This is a genomic window from Phytopseudomonas straminea (genome assembly GCF_900112645.1).
Lineage (GTDB): Bacteria > Pseudomonadota > Gammaproteobacteria > Pseudomonadales > Pseudomonadaceae > Aquipseudomonas > Aquipseudomonas straminea.
Genome location: NZ_FOMO01000010.1, coordinates 1 through 24098 on the forward strand (window position 1 = coordinate 1; position 24098 = coordinate 24098).

Genomic DNA, 24098 nt, shown 5'->3' on the forward strand with positions numbered 1-24098 from the left:
GGTGCAGAACTGACCACAGCCCATGACCACCGAACCGGCCAACTCGCCAGCGATCTTCTCGCCACGCGCCTTGGCGGCTTCCGGCAGGAGGATGACCGGGTTGATGCTGCTCATCTCGGCGAACACCGGGATCGGCTGCGGGCGTGCCGCGGCCATGTCGCACAGGGCGCGACCGCCTTTGAGCGAGCCGGTGAAGCCGACGGCCTGGATGGCCGGGTGCTTGACCAGCGCCTCGCCAACGCCCGAACCGTAGATCATGTTGAACACACCTTTGGGCATGCCGGTTTTCTCGGCGGCGCGCAGGATGGCTTCACCCACGTGGGCAGCAGTGGTCATGTGGCCGCTGTGGGCTTTGAACACTACCGGGCAACCGGCGGCCAGCGCGGCGGCGGTGTCACCGCCGGCGGTGGAGAAGGCCAGCGGGAAGTTGCTGGCACCGAACACGGCAACTGGGCCCAGGCCGATGCGGTACTGGCGCAGATCCGGGCGCGGCAGCGGCTGGCGATCCGGCAGGGCACGGTCGATACGCGCACCGTAGAAGTCGCCGCGGCGCAGCACCTTGGCGAACAGGCGCATCTGGCCGCTGGTGCGGCCGCGCTCACCCTGGATACGGGCGGTCGGCAGGGCGGTTTCGCGGGTTACGGTGGCGACGAAGTCGTCGCCCAGGGCATCCAGCTCGTCGGCGATGGCGTCGAGGAACACGGCGCGCTTCTCGGCCGACAGGCTGCGGTAAGCGGGATAGGCAGCAGCAGCAGCTTTGGCAGCAGCATCGACTTCTTCAGGGGTGGCCTGGATGAAATCGTAGGAAAGGGCTTCGCCAGTAGTGGCGTCGTGACTCTTGTGGACTACGGAGCCGGCTGCGCTGTACGCGCCGCCGATGATGTTGTGGCCGATGGTAGCGGGCATTGTTAGCTCCTGTTGGGGACGAATGAACACGTACGAAAAGGCTTTGATTGTACGATGTCTGATCAGTTGCGCAAGTCTGCTATTTTTCTTGCGGCGTACTGAACGCTTTAGCCGCCATATTCCAATGAGCAGGGCTTGGGTAGGCCGAGCGGAAAGGCGCAGCGCCAGGCTTGATCAGCGGCCGATATGAGTATCTGGATGATCATCTCGGCAGATGTGGGCAGGCAAGGTGATCTACCCGCTGAACTTCGCAGGTTGCCGACCACTGCGAGCCCGCTCGGCCGGATGCGCTGGACGCATCCGGCCGACGTACAGCGATCAGGCGATGTTGTTTTCGACTGACCAGTTGGCGTACCACTGGCGGAACAGGGTGTACTGGGTCTCGGCGTAGTTGCGCTGGGCGTCGCTGAGGGCATCGGTTTCATAGAAGTGCAGGGCGTATTCCTGGTCGCCGCCCAGCACCATGAGGTGCTTGTAGTAGAGAACCAGGTCGGTGCCTTCGTCGAAGGAAGACAGTACGTTCAGCGCCTCGGACAACTCCAGGGCGCGGCGGCGGGCGACGGCGTCGCCTTTGGCGGCCTGCTTGCTCAGCTCGACCAGTTGCAGCACTTCGCGCGGCAGAGCGTTACCAATCCCGGTGATGGCACCAGTCGCGCCGCAATTGACGAAGCCATGCACCACCTGGGTGTCGACGCCGGCCATGAGAATCACGTTCTCATCCTGGGAGGTGATGTGCTCGGCGGCGTAACGCATGTCGGCGGCGCCACCGAATTCCTTGAAGCCGATCAGGTTGGGATACTTGCGGCGCAGCTTGAAGAACAGCTCGGCGCGGGTGGCGAAGCCGTAGTACGGGCTGTTATAGATCACTGCCGGCAGTTTCGGAGCTGCTTCGAGAATTGCAGCGAAGTGGGCTTCCTGAGCGGCTGGCGAAGCACCTCGGGACAACACGCGCGGGATGACCATCAGGCCATGGGCGCCAACCTTGGCGGCGTGGGCAGCATGGGAAACTGCTTCGCGGCTGTTCACCGCACCGGTGCCGACGATGGTCGGAATGCCGGCAGCGACCAGGCGCGCCACCCCTTCCTGGCGTTGGGCTTCGGTGAGTAACGGCCAGTCGCCCATGGAACCGCAGTAGACCACCGCGCTCATGCCGGCCTCGATCAGCTCTTTGCCCTTGCGCACCAAGGCGTCGAAGTCCGGCGTGCGCTCGGCGGTGCAGGGGGTCATTAGCGCGGGAATGGTGCCGGTGAAGATGCTGCTATTCATGGTGTTGCCTCCTGGGCGCATTCAAAGTATTTCGTATACGAAAGAAAAATGTCGTAGTTGGTAGGCGTTATGCCCGTTTGTTGCGCCGGCGAACCGGCAGTTTCAAATCTTCAGCAAGTCTTACAGCTTCAGCTCCACCGGCCAGGTATCCGACAGGCGATAGCCCGTTGGCCAGGGGTCGCTCGGGTCGAGCAGGTGCTGGTGAGTTCCGGTGATCCACGCGCGGCCGGATAGGCAGGGGTAGATCGCCGGGCGACCGGCCACGTCGGTCAGCGAGTCGATGCGGCAGTGAAATTCGGAGCCGATGATCGAACGGCCGATAAAGCGTTCGCCGACCGCCAGCTGGCCTTTGGCATGCAGCACCGCCATGCGCGCCGAGCAGCCGGTGCCGCAGGGCGAGCGGTCGATCTTGCCGGGGCGAATGATCACCGCGTTGGCGCCCGTGGCGACGCCGTTCTCGTGCACCACCGGCGCGGCGATCTGGCAGAAGGATATATGGCTCCAGTCCGGATTGAGCGGATGCTGGAAACCGAGCTGGTCATTGGCGGCCTGAGTGATGCGCAGGCCCACAGCGACCAGATCGGCCGCTTCATCGGCCTGTATGGCGAAGCCCAGGTGGTGTGCATCGGCGATCACGAAACTGTCGCCACCGTAGGCGGTATCGACCTGCAGCGAACCCAGGCCTTCGACCTCGATCCAGGCGTCGAGCTTGTCGGCGAACGAGGGCACGTTCTTCACCTCGACGCGCTCGGCCTTGCCGCCCTTGCAGTCGGCGATCACTTCCACCAGGCCACCGGGCGCTTCCAGGGTCAGGAAGGTCTGCGGTTCGGTCATCGGCAGGATGCCGCTGTCGAGTAGCACGGTGGCCACGCACAGCGAATTGGAACCGGACATCGGCGGCACATCGGCCGGCTCCATGATGATCCAGCCCATCTGCGCCTTGGGATTCTTCGCCGGCACCAGCAGGTTGACGTGACGGAATACGCCACCGCGCGGTTCGTTGAGCACGAAATTGCGCAGGAAGTCGTCCTGCTCGATCCAGCGCGACTGTTGCCACAGGGTCTCGCCAGGCGGTGGCGCGACGCCGCCGACGATGACGTCGCCAACCTCGCCTTCGGCATGGCAGCTGACCACATGAATGACTTTGCTGGAGCGCACGGGGCCGTCCTCTTTAGTGAACCGACTTGAGGAAGTCGGCGGTTTCCGGTCGTTGCGGGTTGCCGAGCACCTGCTCGGGCGCGCCGATCTCGTGCACCAGGCCGTTGCGAAAGAACGCCACACGGTCGGACACATCACGGGCAAAGCGAATCTCGTGGGTCACCAGCACCATGGTCATGCCGTCTTCGGCGAGCATGCGCATGGTGTCGAGCACCTCGCCGACCAGTTGCGGGTCGAGGGCGCTGGTGGCCTCGTCGAACAGCATGTAATCGGGGCTCATGGCCAGGGCGCGGGCAATCGCCATGCGCTGCTGCTGGCCGCCGGAGAGCTTGCCGGGAAACACCTTGAGCTTGTCGGCCAGGCCCACGTGGGTAAGCTGCTGCACGGCGATGGCCTCGGCTTCCTGCTTGCTCAGGCCAAGCACCTTGCGCGGCGCCAGCATGACGTTTTCCAGCACCGTCAGGTGCGGGAAGGCGTTCCACTGCTGGAACACGATGCCGATCTTCTGCCGCAGCTTGTTGATGTCGGTGCCCGGCGCGTGAACTTCGGTACCGTCGACGCGGATGCTGCCGCTCTTGATCGACTCCAGGCCGTTGATGCACATCAGCAGGGTCGACTTGCCGGAGCCGGAGCCGCCGATGATCGACACCACCTCGCCCTTGTTGACGGTCAGGCTGACGCCCTTGATCACATCCAGGCTGCCGAAGGATTTGTGTACATTGTCGATCTCAATCATTTTCCTGCCACCTTTTTTCCAGCCGTGCGCCCAGTTGGGCGACTACCAGGCTCATGACGTAGTAGATGAGGCCGGCGATGCACAGCACCAGCAACGGCTCTTGAATGCGCGTGACGATGGTTTGCGAGGCGCGCAGTAGCTCGACAATGCCGATCCACATCACCAGCGCGGTGTCCTTCATCACGCTGAGCACCAGGTTCAGCCAGCCGGGGAAGGCCACCCGCGTGGCCATCGGCAGCACGATGTAGCGCAGGTCCTGCACATAGCTCAGGCCCAGGGAACGGCTGGCGCGCCGCAAGGTGAATGGCACCGAGAGCACGCCGCTGCGCACGATCTCGGTGAAGTAGGCGGCGGCATAGATGCCCAGCACGATGCAGCCCACCGCGAAGGCGTTGATGTCGATGCCGACGATGCTCTTGAACGAGTTGAACAGCACGAACTGGATAAGCAGTGGCACGCTGCGAAAGACATCGAGCACCCAGGCCAGCGGCAGGGTGGCCCGCGGCAGCAGGGCACGCAGCAGGCCGAACAGCAGACCGGCGAAGGACCCCAGCAGGATGGCCCAGAAGGTCAGTTGCAGAGTGACCCAGGCGCCGTCGAGCAGGTAGAGGAAATCGTTCCACGTGAAGCTGGTATCGAACATGAGCGATCCTCAGTAACGGAACAGGCGCCAGGCCAGCAGCCGGGCAACCGCTACGATCGCCTTGGCGATCAGGTAATACAGCACCGCCGCGATGGCGAAGAACTCGAAGGTGCGGAAGGTCTTGACGTTGTAGTCCTGGGTAACGCCGGTGAGGTCGTTGTTGAGGCCGACGATCACCCCCAGCGAGGTCATCAGCACGGCCCAGACCATCTGGTTGGTCAGCGGGTAGAAGACGATGCGCAGCAGCTGCGGCACGACGATCATGCGGTAGGCCTGAAAGGCGCTCATGCCCAGCGAGCGGGCGGCACGCACCTGGGTGCCGGGCACGGCCTTGAGGCCGCCACGGAAGTTTTCTGCCAGGTAGCCGGCATTGTTGAAGGTGATGCCGGCCAGCAGGGCGACCCAGGAGCTGACGTGCCAGCCCATCGAGCCCAGGCCGAAGTACAGGATGTAAATCTGGAATAACGATGGCGTGTTACGCGCGATGGATACCCAGGTGTTGGCGAAGCCGCGGGCCACGGGGTTTTTCAGCTCACGCATCACCGTCAGGGCGAGGGCGATGAGCACCCCGAAGATCATCGACAGGGCGGCCGTCTCGAAGGTCACCCAGGCGCCGGCGAGCATGTCGGGCAGCGCCTTGAAGGCCTGGCGCCAATGGAAGGTGTAATCAAACATGCGTGGGGTTCTCCACAGGGGAAGCCGATTGCAGCCAGCGCGGCAGACGGCCGCTGGCCTGGCCCGAACAGGCGGCGTCGACGCACTCGGCCAAGCTGGCGAAGTGCACCGAGCGGCCGACCAGCCCTGGCGCGTAATGGGCGTATTTGCCCGAATTGGTCATCAGGGTGCGGCAGGTAGTCGGCACCACCGGCTCGCCGAGCATGCACCAGCAAGTGTCGGTGACCAGCGTTGCTCCAAAGGCCTCCAGCACGGCGAGGTAACCGGACGCGCGGGCCTGCTCGTGAATCGCCCGGCCGCAGGTGATCACCAGGCTCACCTGAGCGTGCTTGCTGCGGCCTGCGCTGAGTTCGGCGAGGCGGGCGAATTCGCTGAGCGAGAAATGCGGATTGCCGAGGGCGATCAGGCCCACCTCGGCTTCATCAGCGCTGTTCAGCTCATCCCAGCTGCGGCGCAGATCGGCGAGGCTGACCCGTTCGGTCGGAAGTTCTCTGTGGTTGTGGATAACCTGCTGTAGGTCGCGGGCTTCCGGGGTAACCCCGGCGATATGGAACAGCGGCGCTGCCGAGCTGGTGGCGAAGGCAGCGCCAAAGGCCTTGAGATCGTCCAGGCTCGGCCCGGCGTTTTCCAGGCCGCGTAGCAGCGGAATATGGCTGCCGCAGAGCAGGCCGACGTGGTAGCCGAGCAGCGGGTAGAAGGCGTCGTCCAGTTCGGCGAGCGCGGGCAACTCGATCTGCAGGCTGGCCATGCGCTGCTCGTCGAGGTGGCAGCCGACCTTGGGAGCACGGCCGGTGAGGGCGATGCAGATATCCAGATAATCGGGGTATTTGAGGGTGCGTGCCCCGAGCACGCTGTTGGCGTAGACCACCGCATTGGACTCGGCCCAGACGATCTGCTCGCCCTCGGCGGGCACGCTGTCCAGCAGGTAAGGCGCACAGGTGAAGCTGAGCTGGGCACCCATGGCCATGTAGGCATCGCCGAGTGCACTGGCCGGTTCGCCGAAGGCGGCGTCTATGCCCAGAGCACGCCAGCGGCGCTGATCCACGGAAATCGAGTTGAGGGTAGTCGGTACCCGTACCTTGGCGCCCCAGGCCACCAGTTGCTCGGCGAAGCGTAGGCTGGCCGGACCGGTGTAGATGCAACCGTCGATATGCGCCTGGGTGACATCCAGCAGTTCGCTGGCACCCTGCAGTTCGGCCATGCGCAGTACCAGTTGCATGGCCACCTGTGCGGCCTTGCCGTGGCTGCCGTCGAGCAGGCCACGGTCGCTTTCGCTCAGTTGCAGGGCGCTGGCGAAAGGCGGCTGCTGATGTATTGAAGCCACACCTGTTGGCCGGGCATCGGCAGGGCGCTGTGGATAAAGCTGCAGTCGCTCACCGTCGAGGCGGGCGTAAGCCTGGCCGCGTAAGCGGGTGAAGGCTTCATGGCCGATGCACAGTACGGCAATGGAGCGCTGGAACAGTAGTTCAGCTACCAGCACGCCCAGCGTGAGGATCTCGTCTGCCTCGGCGAGCACCACGGCGCTAGGCGCGTGCTTGCCGCTGAGCAGCTCCATCATCACGCTGCTGCCGGTGCAGGAGCCGCGGCCGCTGGGAATCGCCAGCACACGGCCCGCCAGGTTCTGGCCACTGAGCGGGTGATGACGATCGATCACCTCGCCCGTGAACGGGTCGACGCCGCCCCAGAAACTCAGGCCCATCTCGGCGAACAGCAACTCACCCTCGGCGCGCCCGGCGACCAGGCTGCGGCCCTGGAGCGCGCCCGCTTCGGGGGCGGGCGAGGTGTGATCCGCGACTGCTGTCATCAAGGGCTCCGCCTTAGGCAAAAGCTCGGCGCCACCGGGGCACGCGAGCGAAAAATGGGTGGAATGCGCCGCCACTGGCGGCGCAGTGGTGCATTGATCAGTAGTACACGCCTGGCACGGTCAGATTGGCCGGTTTGATTTCGTCGCCGACCCACTTCTTCCACAGCTCGTCATAGCGGCCGCTGCGCACCTGCTGGTTGACGAACAGGTTGAGGTAGTTGATCAGGCCGTACTCGTCGCGCTTGGCCGCCAGGGACACGTAATCGACGACGTAAGGCGCGTCACCGACCACTTTCAGGCCCTTGTACTTGCCGGACTTGAGGGTGGCCGCGGCCACGGTGTTGGTGACCACGGTGGCGGCGATGTGGCCCTGAGCGACAGCCAGGATGGTGTCGTTCTGCGATTGATAGGCGCGGAAGCTGCCGTCGCCCCAGGCTTTCACGTCCTTCTCCAGGGCGATGGCCTCGTAGGTACCACTGGTGTTACCCACGGCCTTGCCCTTGAGGTCTTCGTATTTGTTGATGCCGGTATCGTCCCGCGTCAGTACGACCATCTGGAAGGCGAAGTAGGGCACGGTCAGGCCCACCGTCTTGGCACGCTCCAGGGTGTCGGAGGTGGAGGCGACGATCACGTCTGCGCGGCCGGAAACCAGCGCCGGTATGCGATCCGGGAACGGTGTTTCCACCACTTCGGCGTCGACGCCGAGAACTTTCGCCAGGTCGTTGCAGTAGTCGACGTCGAAGCCGACCGGCTGGTTCTTGTCGTCACGCGAGCCCATGGGTGGGAAGTCCAGGGTTACCGCACAGCGGAGTTTGCCGGACTCGATGATCGAGTCGAGTTTGTCGGCGTGAGCGGTGCCGATCAGGGTGGTGCTGAGTACTGCGCTGAGGGCTACGGCAAAAGCGGGATTTTTCATAGGAGCCTCGAAACGGTGCAGACAATCGTTATAGGAAATTTCGTATACGATATTTAATATGCAACCGTTGTGCCTGTTCTGCAGCATGGAGCTACAGGCCGCGCACTGTGGCGGCTCCAGAGGGAATGAAGCGTAAACGGGGCAGTCTAGAGCGCAGGTCGGGTGTTACAGATGGGAGCGAAGTCCAGGCGCTGTCGCCCTGTTTCGGAACACCGGTGGTATCAGCCGGCGTGGGATTCGCGGAACTGGCTAGGCGTCAGTCCGGTAAGCGCACGGAACTGGCGGCTGAAGGCGCTGTGGTCGGTGTAACCGCAGCGCAGGGCGATTTCGGTGATTGGCAGGTCGTGCTGCAGCAGGCGACTTGCCTCGCCAAGGCGGGCCTTGTGGATCATCTGTCGCGGGGTGAGTTGGAAGATGCGTTTGCAGTGACGCTCCAGTTGCGCCACTGATAATCCGGCCAGCTCGGTGAGCTCGGCCAGGCTGATTGGCCGGGCGAAGTGCTCGCGGATATAGGCATCCACCGCAGCCAGCTTCGGGTAGGCGGGATGGCCCGATTGTGGCAGCTGTACATCCCGGGAGATGCCGGCCAGGCCGATGATGTCTCCACACCGATTGCGCAGCGCCAGCTTGTGGGTCAGGCACCAGACCGGCTGGTTGCCGTAATAAAGGTGCAGCTCCAGCTGGTCGTCGAGCTGGCTACCGTCATCCAGCACGCGCCGATCCTGCGCTGTGTAGGAGGGCCCGAAGCTGGCAGGGAACACCTGTTCGGCGGTCATCCCCACCAGCTTGTCTTTGCTCTTGAAGCCCAGCCGCTGGGCCAGAGTCTGGTTGACCAAGGCGTAGCGGGTCTGCGTGTCCTTGATGAAGAACACTACCTCGGGCATGGCATCGAGCAACGGCTCGATCTGCATGAGGGTGCTGATCAATGTCGGCAGGTCGGGATGAGGCGAGTTCGGGAGCAGGCTGTGCATGGCTGGCTGCAGACAGTTTGAATAGGTGCAGAGCCTAGCGCGTTATTGCAAGACGGGCAGCTAATTGAGCCTGTGGGTCTGCAAGGATTTGTGGTGCGAAGGCGAGGCGGCCGGCGAGAGCGCCAGAAAGCAGAAAGGGGAGCCGAGGCTCCCCTAAATCTTGTTCGAATCATCGTTCTTGTTAGTGCTAACGGCCTATTGTTCTTGTTTTAGCCGAGGCCTCCAAAGGAGGCCAAGAGCGAACGGATTTGTTTGGACGCTGATGTTGCCGTGATCCGTAGATCCAACCCGTCTGTCGCTGCCTTGCAAAGCAGTTTTATTGTTCTCGACCCGGTTGCGGTACAAGCCCGAGGGCGGTCCTCTCCAAAGAAATCAGTTAGCTGCGTCTCTGCGTTTTTGTCTTTCTTATGCTAGAGCCGTTGTCTTGTTCTTGTTATCAGATGTGTCTTGTTATTTTTGTTGTGCGGGAGATAGAGCATAACCTGTGCCAATTTTTAAATATCGTTATTTATCAATGACTTAATATTTTCGGTATTTTTCTGACTGTGCAGTGGAGCACAAAAGCGTTACCGCGCTACCCGCTTTGTTACCGTTTGAGGTGTGCGGCTGGCCCGCGATTAAAATAAGCGCCACGCTCACGGTGAGCTGCTCTGGGCCGATTCTTCCAGCAGTGTGAGGGTGTCGATTCGCGTTGGTGTGAATGGCGGGCGCGGCGCGGCAGGCTGCCAATCGAACAGGTATTGCGTGGCGCCGCCGCAGATTCGCCCCTGGCAGGCGCCCATGCCGCAGCGGGTCGCCAGTTTCGCTTCGCGCCAGTTGTCGTGGGCTGCTACGGCGGCGTAGGGAACGTCTTCGCAGCGGCATAGCAGGGTGTCTGGTTGCGCCAGGCGTTTGAGTGCGGGGTCCAGCGCGAAGTGTTTGTTCAGCGCATCGGCAAAGTGCTGCCAGCGGGCACGGGCTGGCCACATCCGCCGCGCGGCCTCGCGGTTGCCGGCAGCGGCGTGGCCGGCAATGCGACCTTCGACCAGGGCCAGTTCGCTGCCGCCGAAACCGGTACATTCGCCCGCCGCGTAGATGCCGGCCATATCGGTCGCCTGCCAGGCGTCCACCTTGATGGCGGCGCTGCCCAGGGCACAGCCGAGCGCCTGCCCCAGCTGCACGTTGGGAATCAGGCCGAAACCGCAGGCAAGACGCTCGCACTCCAGCTCTTCAATTTCGCCGCCGCGCTGCAGGCGCACGCCTTCCAGGCGATCCTGTCCCAGCGCGGCGACGATGCGTGTACCAGGGCGATAACCGCCATCGAACAGGCCGAAGGACTGCAGCAGCTTGTGCGGCCAGCGCGGCAGTTGCAGGGCGAAGGCTGCGACTGCGCTTGTCGAGGCCTGCTCGGCAATGCGTAGCACCTGAGCGCCGGCCTGTTTCGCGGTGCTGGCGCTGGCCAGCAGTAGCGGGCCGCTGCCGGCAATCACGGTGCGCTCATCGGCCACCGGCAAGCCGCCCTTGATCAGTGCCTGCAGGCCGCCGGCACCGGTTACTCCGGGCAACGTCCAGCCAGGAAACGGCAGTAACAACTCGCGTGCCCCGGTGCACAGGATCAGCCGGTGATAGTCGATCACCCAGCCGCGCTCGGCATTTTCGACCAGCAGGCTAGTGCTGCCGGCCCTGGCCGCCACCCGCGTCGCAGCATGGCGCTGGATGGTGGCGTGGTTATCCACAGCGTCGCACAACTGGCGAGCCTGGGCCGGCACCCTGGCCTGCGCACCATCGCGCCAGATCTGCCCGCCGGGCAGCGGGTTGTCGTCGACCAATACCACCCGTGCGCCGTCGTTGGCAGCGGCCAGGGCGGCCGACAGACCGGCCGGGCCGGCGCCGATGATCAGTACGTCAGCCTGTTCGCTCATGGCCGTGTCTCCACCTGCATGCCATCGCGGCACAGGGTCTGGCAGGCCAGGCGGCGCATGCCATCGACGGTTACCCGGCACTCCTGGCAGATGCCCATGCCGCATAGCGGTGCCCGGCGCTGTCCGATTACCGAGGTACGTGCGCTGCCGTCGCCGCCCAGGGCAAGCGCGGCGGCGACCGTGGTACCCGGCGCGACGCTGAGCGGGCGTCCATCGAGGTGCAGGTCAGGCATGGGCAGTTTCTCCAAGGTAACGTCGGGGCGCATAGGCGGCAGCCGGAATGGGCTCGGCCTCGCCCCACAGCAGCGCTGCGAGCAGGTCGGCGGTAGCCGGCGCCGCGGTAACACCCAGCCCCTCATGGCCGACCGCCAGCCACAGGCCAGGCTGCGCAGGGTGTTCGCCGATCAGCGGCATGCCGTCCGGTGTGGCGGCGCGAAAGCCGGCCCAGGCGCGGATGCCATTGAGTTGCGCCAGGCCCGGCGCATAGCTCGCGGCGTGCTTGAGCATGCGCGCCAGCAACCAGCCGTCGACCTCGGGGTCGAGGGTGTCGAATTGCCGCGAGGTGCCGATGAACAGCTGTCCGGTCGGCCGTGGCTGGATGTTGCAGGCCACCGAGGCGCCACTGCTGTTGTGCACGCTGGTCAGGTAGCTCAGCTCGGTGATGGTGTGGGTGACCGGGTGCGGGTAACGGTCGGTGATCAGCAGGTGGCCTTTCTTCGGCGCGATGGGCAACTCCGGGCAGAGCTCCACGGCTTGAATACCGTTGGCGAGCACCACGGCATCGGCGCCTAGCCAACTGCCGTCTTCGAGGCGCACGCGGTTGCCGTCCAGTACCGTGACCTTGGCGCGCCGCCGGGTGATGCGCGGGTTGTCGAGCATCCAGCGTGCAGTGTTCGGTGCGTAGAGAATGCCGTCGTCGGGCAGGCGCAGGGCGCCGTGCAAGCCGTCGCGCAGGATCGGCTCCATGGCCTGCAGCGCGTGGCCGGGCACCATCTCGCAGCGTATTCCCTCGGCGCGCAGGTTGCCGCTCTTGGCTTCTGCCGCCGCCAGCTCTTCTTCGTTGGCGGCCAACCACAGGGTGCCGTTGTTGCGATACGCGCAGTCGTCCGGCAATTGCGGGCCCAGCTCACGCCAGCGGTTCACCGAGTAGCGGCTGATATCGAGTTCGGCCTGGTTGTCATCGAGAACTAGCAAATGACCCATGCCGGCGGCGGTAGCGCCGTGCAGGCCGGCATCGATCACCAGCACCTGCTGGCCGCGGCGCGCCAGCTCGCGGGCGCAGGCCGCGCCGATGATGCCGGCGCCGATAACGATCACATCGGCGACCCGCGTTGGCGTCACGGACGGATGCCCCAGGCGAACGGGTCGTCCGCATCGAGCAGCAGGGTCGCTTCGGCGCTGATATGGGCGCGGCCGCGGATGGTTGGAATCACCTTGTCGCCCTGCCACTGGTACGAGCCCTCGAACAGGCTGCCGATCACGCTGGCCTGGCGCCAGGTCTCGCCGGGCTGCAGCTTGCCATCGGCAGCCAGGCAGGCCAGCTTGGCGCTTGTGCCGGTGCCGCAGGGCGAGCGGTCGTAGGCTTTGCCTGGGCAAAGGACAAAATTACGGCTGTCCGCCTTATCGTCATCCGCAAACAGCTCGATATGATCAATCAGGCCGCCGTCCTCGCCGCGAATGCCCTGATCTTCAAGCGCTTTCTGCACTGCATAGGTGTAGGCGGTCAGCGCCTCGACATTGTCGCCGGCGATGCGCTGGCCGTGGTCGGCGATCAGGAAGAACCAGTTGCCGCCCCAGGCGATATCGCCGCGCACCAGGTCGTAGCCCGGCACCTGTAGCTCGACGGCCTGGCGAAAGCGGTAGGACGGCACGTTGCGCACGCTGACCGAGCGATCCTCATGCAAGGTCGCCTCGACCGTGCCCACCGGCGTTTCGATCTTGTACACGCCAGCGCCGATGCGGCCCATATGGGCCAGCGATACCACCAGGCCGATGGTGCCGTGCCCGCACATGCCGAGGTAGCCGGAGTTGTTGAAGAAGATCACACCGGCACAGGCATCGGGATCCACTGGCTCGCAGAGCAGGGCGCCGACCAGCACATCGCTGCCACGCGGCTCGAGCACCGCCGCCGTACGCCAGTGGTCATGCTCGGTGGCCAGCAGCTGTTTGCGCTCGTCCATGCTGCCCGTGCCGAGATCGGGAAAGCCGCTGACTACCAGCCGAGTCGGCTCGCCGCCGGTATGAGAGTCGATCACCTCGATGCGTTTCATGGACGCTGCGCCTGTATGCCCTTCGAAGGCTTACAGGGTGACGCCGGACGAGACGCGCGGCTTGAGGGATTTGCACCAGCGCGATGACGAAATCGGCATAGCCCAGGCGGGCTTCAGCACAAGCCATGGCTGACGCGCGCCACCGCATCATGGGCGTGCAGGCTTTCGGCGTGGGTCACCTGGATATGGAACGCGTCGATGCCCGGCATCTTTAACAACGCTTGGTACAGCCGGCGGGCGGCGTCCTCGCAGAACATCAGATTCTGGCCGTTGGCCAGAGCAAAGGCCTGTTCGTCCGCGCGTTTGACGGCGGTTTGTACGGCGGTGCCCAGGGTGGCTTCGGCACTATCGAGCAGGGCCAGAAAAGGCAGGTCGTTGGCCTCGTCAGGTAAGCGCACGCGGATGTTCGCGTCGCTGCGCTGGCTGTGGGGCGTGGCAGCGATGCCGGTGCTGCCCAGCCAGGCGTGCAGGCCGTCGAAATCCAGCGGCCGGTTCGCGAAGTCGGCAGCGAAGCGCTGCTGGATCAATTGCCTGGCCAGGGCGGCGGAGCAGGGGCAGGTCGATGAATAGGCTACGCGCAGGCCCAGCTCCAAATGAAAGCCTGCAGGATCGAGGCGTGCATTGATGGTCAGCGGATAGGCCTTGTAACCGGCCAGCGGGCTGACCAGCGCCGGGCGCGAGAGCAGCCAGTCGCCACGCAACTCCAGGTAGGCACAGTGCGACAGGCCGTAATGGCTGACCAGAAAGTTTTCCAGCACATAGCGCAGCAGGGCTGGCGACAGCGGTTCGCCCTGCAGCGCGGCCAGGGCCAGGTACAGGCGCGACATATGGATGCCACGGCTCTGGCCGTCATCCAGGCTGACGCCAGCGTCCACCTGGGCATTGATTGGTTGCTCGCCCAGCAGCACCGGTAGGGCGATGCCGCCCATACCTACCCAATCGAGTGGCACGTTGGCGTGAGCGCTGCGTTGTGCGGCGATATCGGGCAGCGTGGTCGAGTTGTTCATTGGCTTCCTCTGAATGTTCGGCATGACAATATTTGATTTAATGTTATGTTATAACAATTAAATCGAGTTCGAACCCACCATGACTGCCGATGAATTGCTGGCCCAGCCCGCCGAGGCCTACCTGAACGACGCTCAGCAGGCGTTTTTCCGTGACCTGCTCACCCACCAACGCAAGGAACTGCAGCAGCGCATCGACGACGAGTTCGGCGAGCTGCGCGAGCAGGAGCGCCCCGCCGACGAGGCCGATATCGCCAGCCGCGAAGAACAGCGCCAATGGCAACTGCGCCTGCTGGAGCGGGAAAAGAAGCTGCTCGACAAGATTGACCAGGCCCTCGAGCGCCTGGCTCGGGGCGAGTACGGCTGGTGTCGGGAAACCGGCGAGCCGATCGGCCTGCGGCGCCTGCTGCTGCGGCCTACCGCCACCCTGTGTATCGAAGCGAAAGAGCGCGAAGAACAGCGCGAACGCCACCAACGTGACCTGTGAACCCTGATGCCGATGAGGACCCCCGCCATGCCCGACCGCCTTCCCGTTACCGTGCTTTCCGGCTTTCTCGGGGCCGGCAAGAGCACCCTGCTCAACCATGTGCTGAAGAACCGCGATGGCCTGCGCGTCGCGGTGATCGTCAACGACATGAGTGAAATCAACATCGATGGCAGTGAGGTGCAGAAGGGTGTCAGCCTCAACCGCGCCGAAGAGAAGCTGGTCGAGATGAGCAACGGCTGCATCTGCTGCACCCTGCGCGAAGACCTGCTCGACGAGGTCAGCAAGCTGGCCCGTGATGGCCGCTTCGACTACCTGCTGATCGAGTCGACCGGCATTTCCGAGCCGCTGCCGGTGGCCGAGACCTTTACCTTTCGCGACGAGCAGGGCCAGAGCCTGGCCGACCTGGCAAGGCTGGATACCTTGGTCACTGTGGTCGATGGGGTGAATTTCCTGCCCGACTTCCAGGCCGCGCAGAGCCTGGCCAGCCGCGGTGAAACCCTGGGCGAGGAAGACGAGCGCTCGATCACCGACCTGCTGATCGAGCAGATCGAGTTCGCCGACGTACTGCTGATCAGCAAGATCGACCTGATCAGCCAGGCCGAGCGCGAAGAGCTGACCGCCATCCTGCGCCGCCTCAACACCCGCGCCCGGATCGTGCCGATGAGCATGGGCGCGGTACCGCTGGAGGCCATTCTCAACACCAGCCTGTTCGACTTCGAGCGCGCTGCCGAGTCGCCCGGCTGGCTCAAGGAGTTGCGTGGCGAGCACGTACCGGAGACCGAGGAATACGGCATCGCATCCAGCGCCTACCGGGCGCGGCGGCCGTTCCACCCGCAGCGATTCTTCGATTTCCTCAGCCGCGAATGGACCAATGGCCGGCTGCTGCGCTCCAAGGGCTTCTTCTGGCTGGCCAGCAAATATCAGGAGGCGGGCAGCTGGTCCCAGGCCGGCGGCCTGATGCGCCATGGCCTAGCCGGGCGCTGGTGGCGCTTCGTGCCGAAGAGCCAGTGGCCCCAGGACGAGGAAGAACTCAAGGGCATCATCCGCCAGTGGGACAAGGCCAGCGGCGATTGCCGCCAGGAGCTGGTGTTCATCGGCCAGCACATCGACTTCGATCAGCTGCACGCCGAGCTGGACGCCTGCTTGCTGACCGACGCGGAAATGGCCGCCGGCACCGAGGCCTGGCGGCAGTTGCCCGACCCGTTCGGCCCCTGGCAGGAGGCCGCGTGATGCTGGCGCTGAAGATCAAACCGGCGCCACTGCAGGTCAGCAGCGAGCGCATCGACGTCTTGGGCGAGGCCCTGCGTGATGACGTCAACCTGGCGGTCTGGCAGCGCCAACTGCCCGAACACCTCACCGCATTCGCCGGCAGCCTGCTGGCTCAGGGCGAGCCGCTGGCTGAATCGCTGAGCATCGAGTTGGCCGACCCGGAAGCCGAGCCGGCGCTGCACGGGATGCTCAGCGGCTACAGCGATCTACCCGGCCAGGCGGCATTTCTGGCGGATGTGGCCTGGCTGGTACGTGCCTATGCCTGCCTGCTCGATGCGCGGCGTATCGGCCTGCGCCTGCGCGCGCTGGATGGCGCCATGTGCCCGCGCTTTCACGTCGACCATGTGCCGCTACGGCTGATCACCAGCTACGCCGGCCCCGGTAGCCAGTGGCTGGCCGAAGGCGAGCTGCCGCGTCAGCTGCTGGGCGGCACACAGGCGTTGCCGAGGGAGGGCGCGGTGGTCGAGCAGATCGGCTGTGGCCACGTGGCGCTGGTCAAGGGCGAGCGCTGGGTGGGCAACGAAGGGCGCGGGCTGATCCATCGCTCGCCGGCCTTGCCGGCCGGTGAGCGTCGCCTGCTGCTCACCCTGGACTGGCTGGCTTAATCGCGTGCAAAAAAATGCTGCGCCTGGGCGCAGCAACATCGCCACCGGGCCTGTCCGGCAGCCAAGAGAGACTGTATTAACGCCGATAGAGATGACGATTGAATGACGGCTCAGTAAGCCATCCACACACCCTTGCTCTGGCTTTCGCAGAAGGGCTTGAGGTAGGTGGCGTCTTCGGCGACGCCGTAGTAGTGGATGTCCTGCTGGTAAGGCGTGCCGCCCACCCGGGCGTTGCGGCACACACCGAAGGCGCCGACCGGGCATTGCTCGACGAAGCTGACATCGACCTTCTGGCCCTTGAGCTGCGGCTGACAGAAACCGGTGCGGAACAGGTTCGGCGGAATACTGCGATTCTGCTGGCAAACTTTCACGTCCAGCCGCTCGGCCTGGCTGTGCACCACGCAGGCTTCGCCCCAGGCCAGACCGGACAGACAACACAACAGCAGGGGCAGCAAACGGCGCATCGTGACGACTCCATTAGAGATGCGGCGACTTTAGGTGGGCCGCTCGATCAGCGCAAGCCGGGCTTTCCCCAGGGGCGCGGAGCCTTCACCATAGCGCCATGATGAAGCAGATCCCTACCCACCTGATCGCCGGCTCATTGGGCGCCGGCAAGACCAGCCTGATCCATCAGTTGCTGGCGCAGCGGCCTGCCCATGAGCGCTGGGCGGTGCTGATCAACGAGTTCGGGCAGATAGGTCTTGACGCCGCCCTGCTGGCTCGTGACGAAGATGGCCTGAGTTTCAGCGAGGTGGCCGGTGGCTGCCTGTGCTGCGTCAACGGTGTGCCGTTCCAGGTCGGCCTGGGCCGGCTGCTGCGCAAGGCCAAACCGGATCGGCTGTTCATCGAACCGTCTGGGCTCGGTCATCCGCTGAGCCTGCTCGAACAGCTTGGCCAGGTGCCCTGGGAAGGCGTGCTGGCCGTGCAACCCTTGGTGATGGTGCTCGACGCCGCTGCACTGGCTGCCGGTGAGCCGCTGGCGGGCAGCCAGCGTGAGGCATTGGCCCATGCCCGACTGCTGGTACTGAACAAGAGTGAGGGGCTGGATGACGCCAGCCGTGTGCGGCTGGAGGCCGAACTGCCGCTGGTACCGTACTGGACCAGCCAGGGCCGCCTACCGTTCGAGCGGCTGCCCCAGGCCGAAACGCGCGCGGCGGGTCCGGGCGGCGCGTTGCCCGATGGAGCACTCCCACCGTCTATGGTTTGGCGTAGCGCGGATGAGCCGATCTGCCTGATCCAGAATCAGCCCGAAGGCTGGAGCATCGGCTGGCGCTGGCACTCTAGCCAGCGCTTCGACCTGTTGGCCATCCAGCAATGGCTGGCGACGTTGGCCTGGCGGCGCGCCAAGCTGGTGCTGCACACCAATGCCGGCTGGCTGTCGGCCAATGCCTTGCAAGGCCAGGCGCTGCATTGGCAGAACAGCGAGTGGCGCAAGGATTCGCGGCTGGAGCTGATCTTCACCAATGCTCAGGACGAAGCGACATTGCGGGCCGGCATGGCGGCCTGCCGGCTCTAGATTCGGCAGCTCAGGGCGTCACCCGCGGCGCGATGCTCGCCAGGGCTCCGACAGCGGCGTGACATTATTCAGGTTGTAACGCTCTAGGGCCGAACCGCAGGGCGCGGCCCCGGGCAGCCCCGGCGGAACGCCGGTATTGGCGACACCCAGGCGGTCGTCGGCCAGTTCGATTTCCTGAAACCGCTCGGCCAGCACCTGTCGGTCCTTGGTGATGTACAGCAGCACCCGCGGCAGGCGGGCCTGTTTCTGCTGATCGACGGTCATTTCCAGCGCTGGCAGGCTGACCGTGGCCTGGTGCCAGACGCCGGGTGCCTCGGCTTCCTGCCAGCGCACCTGCCAGGGCGCGTCGAGCGGCAGCAGGGCCGGCCCCAGGTTCGGGTAGCCGTGATAGCAGTCGCGGGTCGGTGTTAGCGCCCGGCCCCAGATATCCATGGCCAGCGCCTGGCCGTCGATCTCCACACGCACCAGGGTTTGCTCGCTGAGGTTGGCCGCCGATATCAGCACCGGCGCATGGCGCAGGCTGCGCGCGCGGCTGGTTTCCAGGTTCGAGGTGCGGGCCAGGGCGGCGGCGGCTTCGATGCGATCAGGGTAGTGGTAATACTGATAAACCAGCGGCAGCTCATCGGCTGCGGGGACGGGTGTGGTCATGCGCAGCGGCGCGGGTGCCAGGGTGTTTTCCTCGCTGCCGCCCAGTTGCCGGGCCATGCTATCGACGTTGGCCTTCAGCCGGGTGCCTTCATAGGGAAAGCGGCCCTGGGCGATGGCTTGTTCGTCCGGCCAGCGGGTCCAGACCAGCAGGCGTTCGGGCTCACTGCCCGCCATCGGCAGGTTGGCGCTGCCGCCCGAGCTGGTGCTGGTGCCCGAGGCGTCTAGCCACAGGTCCTGGCCCGTCAGGTTGATGTGCACTTCGCTGATGGGCGGGTGCTGTGCGGAAAACGCCTGGCTGCCCAATTGCCCGGCCGTAAAGACCAGCGGCACGATCAGCACGGCGGCCAGGCTGGGCAGCAGCATCAGTGCGTGGGCCTGGCCGGGCATCGCGGCGCGGTCACGCCACAGGTAGTAAGTCCAGGTGATTAGCAGCAGGCCGAGCAGCGGCAAGGCGAGATAGACGGCAGCCAGTACGGCGAGCATGGCGGCGCTGCTGTCGGTCAGCACCAGCAGGCCGAGGGTGGTGATCAGCAGCGCCGACAGGGCGCTCAACAGCAGGCCGAAGCCGTATCTCATCATGGTGAAGCGCCTGGGCAGCATCGACAGCGCGTCACGTTAAGCGATTTTCACCCTCACCCGGAATAGGCCGCGCCGCCTCCGTTGGGCGGCGCGAGCAGGCGTATCAGTCGGTGGTGATCCGCGAGTGGGTGCGGGTGTCCTTCATGGTGATGTACACCAGCAGCGAGCAGGCGATGCAGCCGGTCACGTACCAGTAGAAACCGCTCTCCATGCCCACGCTCTTGAACCACAGCGCCACGTACTCGGCGGTGCCGCCGAAAATCGACACGGTCAGCGCATAGGGCAGGCCGACGCCCAAGGCACGGATCTCGGTGGGGAACAGCTCGGCCTTTACCACCGCGTTGATCGAGGTGTAGCCGCTGACGATGATCAGCGCCGCCATGATCAGGAAGAACGCCCCCCACCAGCTCTGCACCGTGTGCAGGGTAGTCAGGATCGGGTAGGTGAACAGCGTGCCCAGTACGCCGAAAGCGATCAGGATCGGGCGACGGCCGATCTTGTCGGAAAGCGCACCGACCAATGGTTGCAGCAGCATGAACAGGAACAGCGTGGCGGCCGAAATCATGGTCGAGTCGTTCTTGCTCATGCCCACGGTGTTGACCAGGTACTTCTGCATGTAGGTGGTGTAGGTGTAGAAGGCCAGGGTGCCGCCCATGGTCAGGCCGACCACGGTGAGCAGCTCCTTGGGATGGCGCAGCAGGGTGCGCATGATGTTTTCCTTCGGCGCCTCGGTCTTCTTGAACGAGTCGGTTTCTTCCATGCCGCGACGCAGGTACATGGCCACTACCGCGCACAGCGCACCGATCACGAACGGTACGCGCCAGCCCCAGGTTTCCAGCTGTTCGACGGTCAGGGTCTGCTGCAGGATGATCAGCACCGCCAGGGCGATGAGCTGGCCGGAGATCAGCGTCACGTACTGGAAGCTGGAGAAGAAGCCGCGGCGCTCCTTCGTGGCCATCTCCGAGAGGTAGGTGGCCGAGGTGCCGTATTCGCCACCAACCGACAGGCCCTGCAGCAACCGTGCAACTACCAGCAAGACTGGTGCGGCGACGCCGATGGTTTCATAGCTGGGCGTCAGGGCGATGATCAGCGAGCCGAAGCACATCAGCAGCACCGAGGCCAGCAGCGCAGCCTTGCGGCCCTTGCGGTCGGCGTAGATGCCCATCAGCCAGCCGCCGATCGGGCGCATCAGGAAGCCCACGGCGAAGATTGCGGCGGTATTGAGTAGCTGGGCAGTCAGGTCGCCTTGCGGGAAGAAGGCCTTGGCGAAGTACAGGGAGAAGGCGGCGTAGACGTACCAGTCGTACCACTCGACCAGGTTGCCGACCGAACCGCTGAAAATCGATTTGACGCGTTGGGACGTGGTGCGCGCGGGCGCAGAGGCAGACAGCGTGTTGGTGCTTTCCATCAGGGGAACCTCGATCTCGTCGTTATTCTTGTACGCCGGAGACGGCGCTGGCAGGGCCCATTGCAGGGGCTGTGCCAGGGTGCGAAAGGCCCGTGGTACGGGCCTTTCGGCGAGATCGACGGAGGTTTTGCTAGCGGGAATCCGCCAGTGCAGCTCGAGTGCTAGCGGAAAACTGCCAGGTGCGGCTCAGCTGGCAGGTTGCTGCTCGCTGTCGAGAAAGTCGGTGCGCAGCAGGCCGTGGCGCTGCATCTTCTCGTTCAGGGTACGGCGCGGCAGCTGCAGCAGTTCGGTGACCTGCTTCATGTCGCCGTGGCAACTGGCCAGGGCCTCGCGCAGGCACTGCGCCTCGAAGGCTTCCATGCGTGCACTGAGGGAGGTATCCACAGTGGCCGATTGGCTGGCCGACGCGGGCAGCGCCAGCACGTGCCGCTCGGCGGCGTTGACCAGTTCGCGAACGTTGCCCGGCCAGTCGTGGGCCAGCAACTGAGCGAGCAGCGCCGGGGTGACCGGTGGTAGCGGCCGCTCGAAGCGCTCGGCGATCTGCCGGGCGTGGTACTCGAACAGCAGCGGCACGTCCTCACGATGCTCGCGCAATGCCGGCAGTTGCAGCTCGGCGACGTTGAGGCGGTAGAGCAGATCCTGGCGAAAGCTGCCCTCGCGCACGCGCTCGTGCAGGTCCGGCTTGGTGGCGGTGACCACCCGCAAATCGAGGCTGATCACCTGATTGGAGCCGAGCCGCTCCAGCTGGCGCTCCTGAAGTACGCGCAGCAACTTGACCTGCTGGCCCAGGGGCATGCTTTCGATTTCGTCGAGAAACAGGGTGCCGCCGTTGGCGTGCTCGATCTTGCCGATGCGCTTGCCCTGAGCGCCGGTAAAGGCGCCGCTTTCGTGGCCGAACAGCTCGCTTTCGAACAGGTTTTCCGGGATGGCCGCGCAGTTAAGCGCCACGAAGGGGCCCTTGGCGCGCGGGCCGAAGTCGTGCAGGCAGCGAGCGACCAGCTCCTTGCCGCTACCGGTCTCACCGCGCATCAGCACGTTGGCCGGCGTTTGTGCCAGCTCCAGCACCTGGCGGCGTAGCTGTACCATGGTGGCGGACGAGCCGAGCAGGCGCCCGGCCAGCTCGTCCTTGTGCTCGACCTGCTGGCGCAACTGGTGGTTCTCGCGGGTCAGCTGGCGTTTCTCCAGGGCGCGGCGCAGGCTGCCGAGCAGGCGTTCCGGGGTGAACGGCTTCTCGATGAAGTCATAGGCGCCCAGGCGCATGGCTTCCACGGCCTGGGGCACGTCGCCGTGGGCCGAGACCAGCAGAAATGGCAATTCGGGGTCGCGGGCCTGCACCTGTTCGAGCAGCGCCATGCCGTCCATGCCCGGCATACGCAGGTCGCTGACCACCACGCCGGGGTAATCCTCGGGCAGTCGCTCCAGGCACTCGCGGCCGCTGGCGCACAGGTGTACCTCGAAGCCTGAACGCTCCAGCCACTGGCGCACGGCGTCGCGGATCGGTGCCTCGTCGTCGACGAATATCACGCTGGGTTTCATGGCAGCTCCTGTGGGGCAGTGGCGACGGGCAGGCGCAGGGTGAACCGCGCGCCGCCCTCAGGACGGTTGTCGGCCTGCAGGTCGCCGTCCAGTTCACGGACGATGGCGTAGGAAACCGCCAGGCCGAGGCCCAGGCCGTCGCCCACCGGTTTGGTGGTAAAGAAAGGATCGAACAGCTGGGGCAGGGCCTCGGCGGTGATACCGCTGCCGGAGTCGTCGACATGCAGCAGCCAGTGATCGCCGTCGAGCGCGAGTTCCAGGCCCAGGTGCGGCGCCGGGCAGTCCTGCATGGCATCCAGCGCATTACGGATCAGGTTGACCAGCACCTGCTCCAGGCGGATGGCATCACCGGCGACCCAGGCCGGCTGCTCGGGCGTGCGCTGGATTTGCACCGTAACGTCTCGCAGGCGCGGCTCCAGCAACTGCAGGGCCTTGTCGAGCACGGCGCCCAGTTCCAGGGTTTCGCGCAGGCCACCGGGGCTTTTGCGGGCGTAGGTTTTCAGGTGGCCGGCCAGGGCGGCCATACGCTGCAGCAGTTCCTCATGGCGCACCAGCGATTGGCGCGCTTCTTCCAGTTCGCCATCGGCCAGGATCATGCGCAGGGTGCCGAGATGCACCTGCAGGGCGGTGAGCGGCTGGTTGATCTCATGGGCCAGCGCCGCCGACATCTGCCCCAGCGCCGCCAGCTTGGCCGCCTGGACCAGGCCGTCCTGGGCGGTACGCAGCGCCGCGGTACGCTGTTCGACCAGAGCCTGCAGCTCATCGGCGGTACGCTGGCGCAGGCGGGCGATGCGCCAGCGCTGGTGCAGCACCAGGCCCAGCAGGAACAGCGCCAGCCAGGTACCGCCTGCGGCCAGGGCCGCGGTGTAGCTGCTGCCGACGAGGCTGCGGGTATCGCGTAGCAGGTGCAGGGTCCAGCCTTCGCTGGCCAGGTCCCTGGTTTCCCACAGGTAGTCGCCGGCCAGTTCGCGGTTGACGACGCGCACCAGGCGACCGTCATTGCCCAGGGTCTGGCGCTGTTGGTAACTCAATGGTGCCAGCGGCTTCTTGTCGTACTGACGGGTGGCGGCGAGGGTTTCGCGCACCGGCGCGGCAATCGGCTGCAGCTCGCGGTAGCGCCACGCCGGGCGGTTGGCGATGAAGGTGATGCCCTGGCGATCACTGACCAGCAACACGTGGGGGCTCTGGCTCCAGGCCTGCTCGATGCCGGGAAACTCCAGCTTGACCACCACGGTGCCGAGGAACCTTCCGCGTGCATCGCGTACCGCGTGGGAAAGGAAGTAGCCGGGAATCCCGCTGGTCACGCCCACTGCGTAGAAGCGACCGGTGTCGTGCTCACGGGCTTCGCTAAAGTAGGGGCGAAAGCTGTAGTCGTGGCCGACGTAGCTGGTCGGCAGACGCCAGTTGCTGGCCGCGACGCCCAGGCCGTCGGCGTTCATCACCTGCAGCGTGGAGGAATGCGCGGCGGCATTGATGGCTTCGAGCTTGATGTTCAGGCGATGTTGCAGCACCGGGGTCAGTGGGCTTTGCAGCGCCTCCACCAGTTCCGGGTCGAGCGCGAGCACGGCGGGCAGGGCACGATAGCGGTCGATCAGCGTCTGCAGCGTGCCGGCGTAGGCAGCCAGTTGTTCCTGGGCCTGTAGCCCTGCCTCCTGCAGGCGCTGGCGCTCGGCCTGGCGTTCGGCCAGGTAGGCACTCAGGCACAGGCCAGCCAGCAACAGGGCGGTCAGCAGCGCGATGCGCAGAGGGCGGGATGACATTGCAGCAGGTTCGCCAGGCAGGTGGACGGCCGACGATAGC

The 24098-nt window shown here is 65.1% G+C and carries 23 protein-coding genes; 4 read left to right on the top strand and 19 right to left on the bottom strand.

Annotation, left to right across the window (positions count from 1 at the left end):
* The 14 genes from BM279_RS19530 to folE2 form a co-directional block, all read right to left on the bottom strand.
* A partial coding sequence (locus tag BM279_RS19530) for an aldehyde dehydrogenase family protein (RefSeq protein ID WP_143103627.1) occupies window positions 1–906 on the bottom strand: 906 nt, incomplete at its 3' end.
* Between the two features lie 318 nt (window positions 907–1224).
* The gene (locus BM279_RS19535) at window positions 1225–2172 is read right to left on the bottom strand and encodes a dihydrodipicolinate synthase family protein (RefSeq protein ID WP_093506508.1); all 948 of its coding nucleotides are present in this window, start codon (window positions 2170–2172) and stop codon (window positions 1225–1227) included.
* A 120-nt stretch (window positions 2173–2292) separates the two neighbouring features.
* The gene (locus BM279_RS19540) at window positions 2293–3330 is read right to left on the bottom strand and encodes a trans-3-hydroxy-L-proline dehydratase (protein ID WP_093506510.1); all 1038 of its coding nucleotides are present in this window, start codon (window positions 3328–3330) and stop codon (window positions 2293–2295) included.
* A gap of 13 nt (window positions 3331–3343) precedes the next feature.
* Window positions 3344–4066 (bottom strand): amino acid ABC transporter ATP-binding protein, encoded by a 723-nt coding sequence (locus BM279_RS19545; RefSeq protein ID WP_093506511.1) that lies wholly within the window; start codon window positions 4064–4066, stop codon window positions 3344–3346.
* Entirely contained in the window at window positions 4059–4709 is a 651-nt protein-coding gene (locus BM279_RS19550) for an amino acid ABC transporter permease (protein WP_093506513.1), read from the bottom strand. The genes BM279_RS19545 and BM279_RS19550 overlap by 8 nt, the downstream gene beginning before the upstream one ends.
* A 9-nt stretch (window positions 4710–4718) precedes the next feature.
* Window positions 4719–5384, bottom strand: coding sequence for an amino acid ABC transporter permease (locus BM279_RS19555; RefSeq protein WP_093506515.1), 666 nt, complete (start codon window positions 5382–5384; stop codon window positions 4719–4721).
* Window positions 5377–7188, bottom strand: a complete 1812-nt coding sequence (gene lhpI, locus BM279_RS19560; RefSeq protein ID WP_093506517.1) for a cis-3-hydroxy-L-proline dehydratase — start codon at window positions 7186–7188, stop codon at window positions 5377–5379. The genes BM279_RS19555 and lhpI overlap by 8 nt, the downstream gene beginning before the upstream one ends.
* 97 nt (window positions 7189–7285) lie before the next feature.
* The gene (locus tag BM279_RS19565; RefSeq protein WP_093506519.1) at window positions 7286–8104 is read right to left on the bottom strand and encodes an ABC transporter substrate-binding protein; all 819 of its coding nucleotides are present in this window, start codon (window positions 8102–8104) and stop codon (window positions 7286–7288) included.
* A 221-nt stretch (window positions 8105–8325) separates the two neighbouring features.
* Entirely contained in the window at window positions 8326–9075 is a 750-nt protein-coding gene (locus BM279_RS19570; protein WP_093506521.1) for an AraC family transcriptional regulator, read from the bottom strand.
* 635 nt (window positions 9076–9710) lie between these two features.
* The gene (locus BM279_RS19575) at window positions 9711–10976 is read right to left on the bottom strand and encodes an NAD(P)/FAD-dependent oxidoreductase (RefSeq protein ID WP_093506523.1); all 1266 of its coding nucleotides are present in this window, start codon (window positions 10974–10976) and stop codon (window positions 9711–9713) included.
* On the bottom strand, window positions 10973–11209 hold the full coding sequence (locus BM279_RS19580) for a (2Fe-2S)-binding protein (protein ID WP_093506525.1): 237 nt from the start codon (window positions 11207–11209) through the stop codon (window positions 10973–10975). The genes BM279_RS19575 and BM279_RS19580 overlap by 4 nt, the downstream gene beginning before the upstream one ends.
* On the bottom strand, window positions 11202–12317 hold the full coding sequence (locus BM279_RS19585; RefSeq protein WP_093506527.1) for an NAD(P)/FAD-dependent oxidoreductase: 1116 nt from the start codon (window positions 12315–12317) through the stop codon (window positions 11202–11204). The genes BM279_RS19580 and BM279_RS19585 overlap by 8 nt, the downstream gene beginning before the upstream one ends.
* Window positions 12314–13246: a 4-hydroxyproline epimerase gene (locus BM279_RS19590; RefSeq protein WP_093506529.1), complete on the bottom strand. Its 933-nt coding sequence runs from the start codon at window positions 13244–13246 to the stop codon at window positions 12314–12316. Before BM279_RS19590 ends, BM279_RS19585 begins: the two co-directional genes overlap by 4 nt.
* Window positions 13247–13359: 113 nt before the next feature.
* A complete protein-coding gene (gene folE2, locus BM279_RS19595) occupies window positions 13360–14253 on the bottom strand; it encodes a GTP cyclohydrolase FolE2 (protein ID WP_093506531.1) in 894 nt (297 codons plus the stop codon).
* Window positions 14254–14332: 79 nt separating this feature from the next.
* Here folE2 and dksA point away from each other — a divergent pair, with 79 nt between their 5' ends.
* The 3 genes from dksA to BM279_RS19610 are packed head-to-tail and all read left to right on the top strand — an operon-like array spanning window position 14333 to window position 16611.
* Entirely contained in the window at window positions 14333–14737 is a 405-nt protein-coding gene (dksA, locus tag BM279_RS19600) for an RNA polymerase-binding protein DksA (protein WP_093506533.1), read from the top strand.
* A gap of 27 nt (window positions 14738–14764) precedes the next feature.
* On the top strand, window positions 14765–15967 hold the full coding sequence (gene zigA, locus BM279_RS19605) for a zinc metallochaperone GTPase ZigA (RefSeq protein WP_093506535.1): 1203 nt from the start codon (window positions 14765–14767) through the stop codon (window positions 15965–15967).
* The gene (locus BM279_RS19610; protein WP_093506537.1) at window positions 15967–16611 is read left to right on the top strand and encodes a DUF1826 domain-containing protein; all 645 of its coding nucleotides are present in this window, start codon (window positions 15967–15969) and stop codon (window positions 16609–16611) included. Before zigA ends, BM279_RS19610 begins: the two co-directional genes overlap by 1 nt.
* A 110-nt stretch (window positions 16612–16721) precedes the next feature.
* On the opposite strand, the gene BM279_RS19615 is transcribed toward BM279_RS19610, so the two are convergent.
* Window positions 16722–17075 carry an NADH:ubiquinone oxidoreductase gene (locus BM279_RS19615; RefSeq protein WP_093506539.1) on the bottom strand — a complete coding sequence of 118 codons (354 nt, stop codon included), beginning with the start codon at window positions 17073–17075 and terminating at the stop codon, window positions 16722–16724.
* A 98-nt stretch (window positions 17076–17173) separates the two neighbouring features.
* Here BM279_RS19615 and BM279_RS19620 point away from each other — a divergent pair, with 98 nt between their 5' ends.
* Window positions 17174–18127 (top strand): CobW family GTP-binding protein, encoded by a 954-nt coding sequence (locus tag BM279_RS19620; RefSeq protein ID WP_093506541.1) that lies wholly within the window; start codon window positions 17174–17176, stop codon window positions 18125–18127.
* An 18-nt stretch (window positions 18128–18145) separates the two neighbouring features.
* Here BM279_RS19620 and BM279_RS19625 read toward each other — a convergent pair whose 3' ends face one another.
* From BM279_RS19625 to BM279_RS19640, 4 genes are all read right to left on the bottom strand, one after another.
* On the bottom strand, window positions 18146–19354 hold the full coding sequence (locus BM279_RS19625) for a hypothetical protein (protein WP_093506543.1): 1209 nt from the start codon (window positions 19352–19354) through the stop codon (window positions 18146–18148).
* Between the two features lie 103 nt (window positions 19355–19457).
* Window positions 19458–20762: an MFS transporter gene (locus BM279_RS19630; RefSeq protein ID WP_093506545.1), complete on the bottom strand. Its 1305-nt coding sequence runs from the start codon at window positions 20760–20762 to the stop codon at window positions 19458–19460.
* A gap of 186 nt (window positions 20763–20948) precedes the next feature.
* Window positions 20949–22298, bottom strand: coding sequence for a sigma-54-dependent transcriptional regulator (locus BM279_RS19635; RefSeq protein WP_093506547.1), 1350 nt, complete (start codon window positions 22296–22298; stop codon window positions 20949–20951).
* Window positions 22295–24058, bottom strand: a complete 1764-nt coding sequence (locus tag BM279_RS19640) for an ATP-binding protein (protein WP_093506549.1) — start codon at window positions 24056–24058, stop codon at window positions 22295–22297. The genes BM279_RS19635 and BM279_RS19640 overlap by 4 nt, the downstream gene beginning before the upstream one ends.
* Between the last annotated feature and the right edge of the window lie 40 nt (window positions 24059–24098).

What these genes read in the sequence shown, in the direction of transcription:
- BM279_RS19535 (WP_093506508.1), bottom strand. Translation starts at nt 2,172, where the DNA reads ATGAATAGCAGCATCTTCACCGGCACCATTCCCGCGCTAATGACCCCC.
- BM279_RS19545 (WP_093506511.1), bottom strand. Translation starts at nt 4,066, where the DNA reads ATGATTGAGATCGACAATGTACACAAATCCTTCGGCAGCCTGGATGTG.
- BM279_RS19550 (WP_093506513.1), bottom strand. Translation starts at nt 4,709, where the DNA reads ATGTTCGATACCAGCTTCACGTGGAACGATTTCCTCTACCTGCTCGAC.
- BM279_RS19555 (WP_093506515.1), bottom strand. Translation starts at nt 5,384, where the DNA reads ATGTTTGATTACACCTTCCATTGGCGCCAGGCCTTCAAGGCGCTGCCC.
- lhpI (WP_093506517.1), bottom strand. Translation starts at nt 7,188, where the DNA reads ATGACAGCAGTCGCGGATCACACCTCGCCCGCCCCCGAAGCGGGCGCG.
- BM279_RS19565 (WP_093506519.1), bottom strand. Translation starts at nt 8,104, where the DNA reads ATGAAAAATCCCGCTTTTGCCGTAGCCCTCAGCGCAGTACTCAGCACC.
- BM279_RS19570 (WP_093506521.1), bottom strand. Translation starts at nt 9,075, where the DNA reads ATGCACAGCCTGCTCCCGAACTCGCCTCATCCCGACCTGCCGACATTG.
- BM279_RS19575 (WP_093506523.1), bottom strand. Translation starts at nt 10,976, where the DNA reads ATGAGCGAACAGGCTGACGTACTGATCATCGGCGCCGGCCCGGCCGGT.
- BM279_RS19580 (WP_093506525.1), bottom strand. Translation starts at nt 11,209, where the DNA reads ATGCCTGACCTGCACCTCGATGGACGCCCGCTCAGCGTCGCGCCGGGT.
- BM279_RS19590 (WP_093506529.1), bottom strand. Translation starts at nt 13,246, where the DNA reads ATGAAACGCATCGAGGTGATCGACTCTCATACCGGCGGCGAGCCGACT.
- folE2 (WP_093506531.1), bottom strand. Translation starts at nt 14,253, where the DNA reads ATGAACAACTCGACCACGCTGCCCGATATCGCCGCACAACGCAGCGCT.
- dksA (WP_093506533.1), top strand. Translation starts at nt 14,333, where the DNA reads ATGACTGCCGATGAATTGCTGGCCCAGCCCGCCGAGGCCTACCTGAAC.
- zigA (WP_093506535.1), top strand. Translation starts at nt 14,765, where the DNA reads ATGCCCGACCGCCTTCCCGTTACCGTGCTTTCCGGCTTTCTCGGGGCC.
- BM279_RS19610 (WP_093506537.1), top strand. Translation starts at nt 15,967, where the DNA reads ATGCTGGCGCTGAAGATCAAACCGGCGCCACTGCAGGTCAGCAGCGAG.
- BM279_RS19615 (WP_093506539.1), bottom strand. Translation starts at nt 17,075, where the DNA reads ATGCGCCGTTTGCTGCCCCTGCTGTTGTGTTGTCTGTCCGGTCTGGCC.
- BM279_RS19620 (WP_093506541.1), top strand. Translation starts at nt 17,174, where the DNA reads ATGATGAAGCAGATCCCTACCCACCTGATCGCCGGCTCATTGGGCGCC.
- BM279_RS19625 (WP_093506543.1), bottom strand. Translation starts at nt 19,354, where the DNA reads ATGATGAGATACGGCTTCGGCCTGCTGTTGAGCGCCCTGTCGGCGCTG.
- BM279_RS19630 (WP_093506545.1), bottom strand. Translation starts at nt 20,762, where the DNA reads ATGGAAAGCACCAACACGCTGTCTGCCTCTGCGCCCGCGCGCACCACG.
- BM279_RS19635 (WP_093506547.1), bottom strand. Translation starts at nt 22,298, where the DNA reads ATGAAACCCAGCGTGATATTCGTCGACGACGAGGCACCGATCCGCGAC.
- BM279_RS19640 (WP_093506549.1), bottom strand. Translation starts at nt 24,058, where the DNA reads ATGTCATCCCGCCCTCTGCGCATCGCGCTGCTGACCGCCCTGTTGCTG.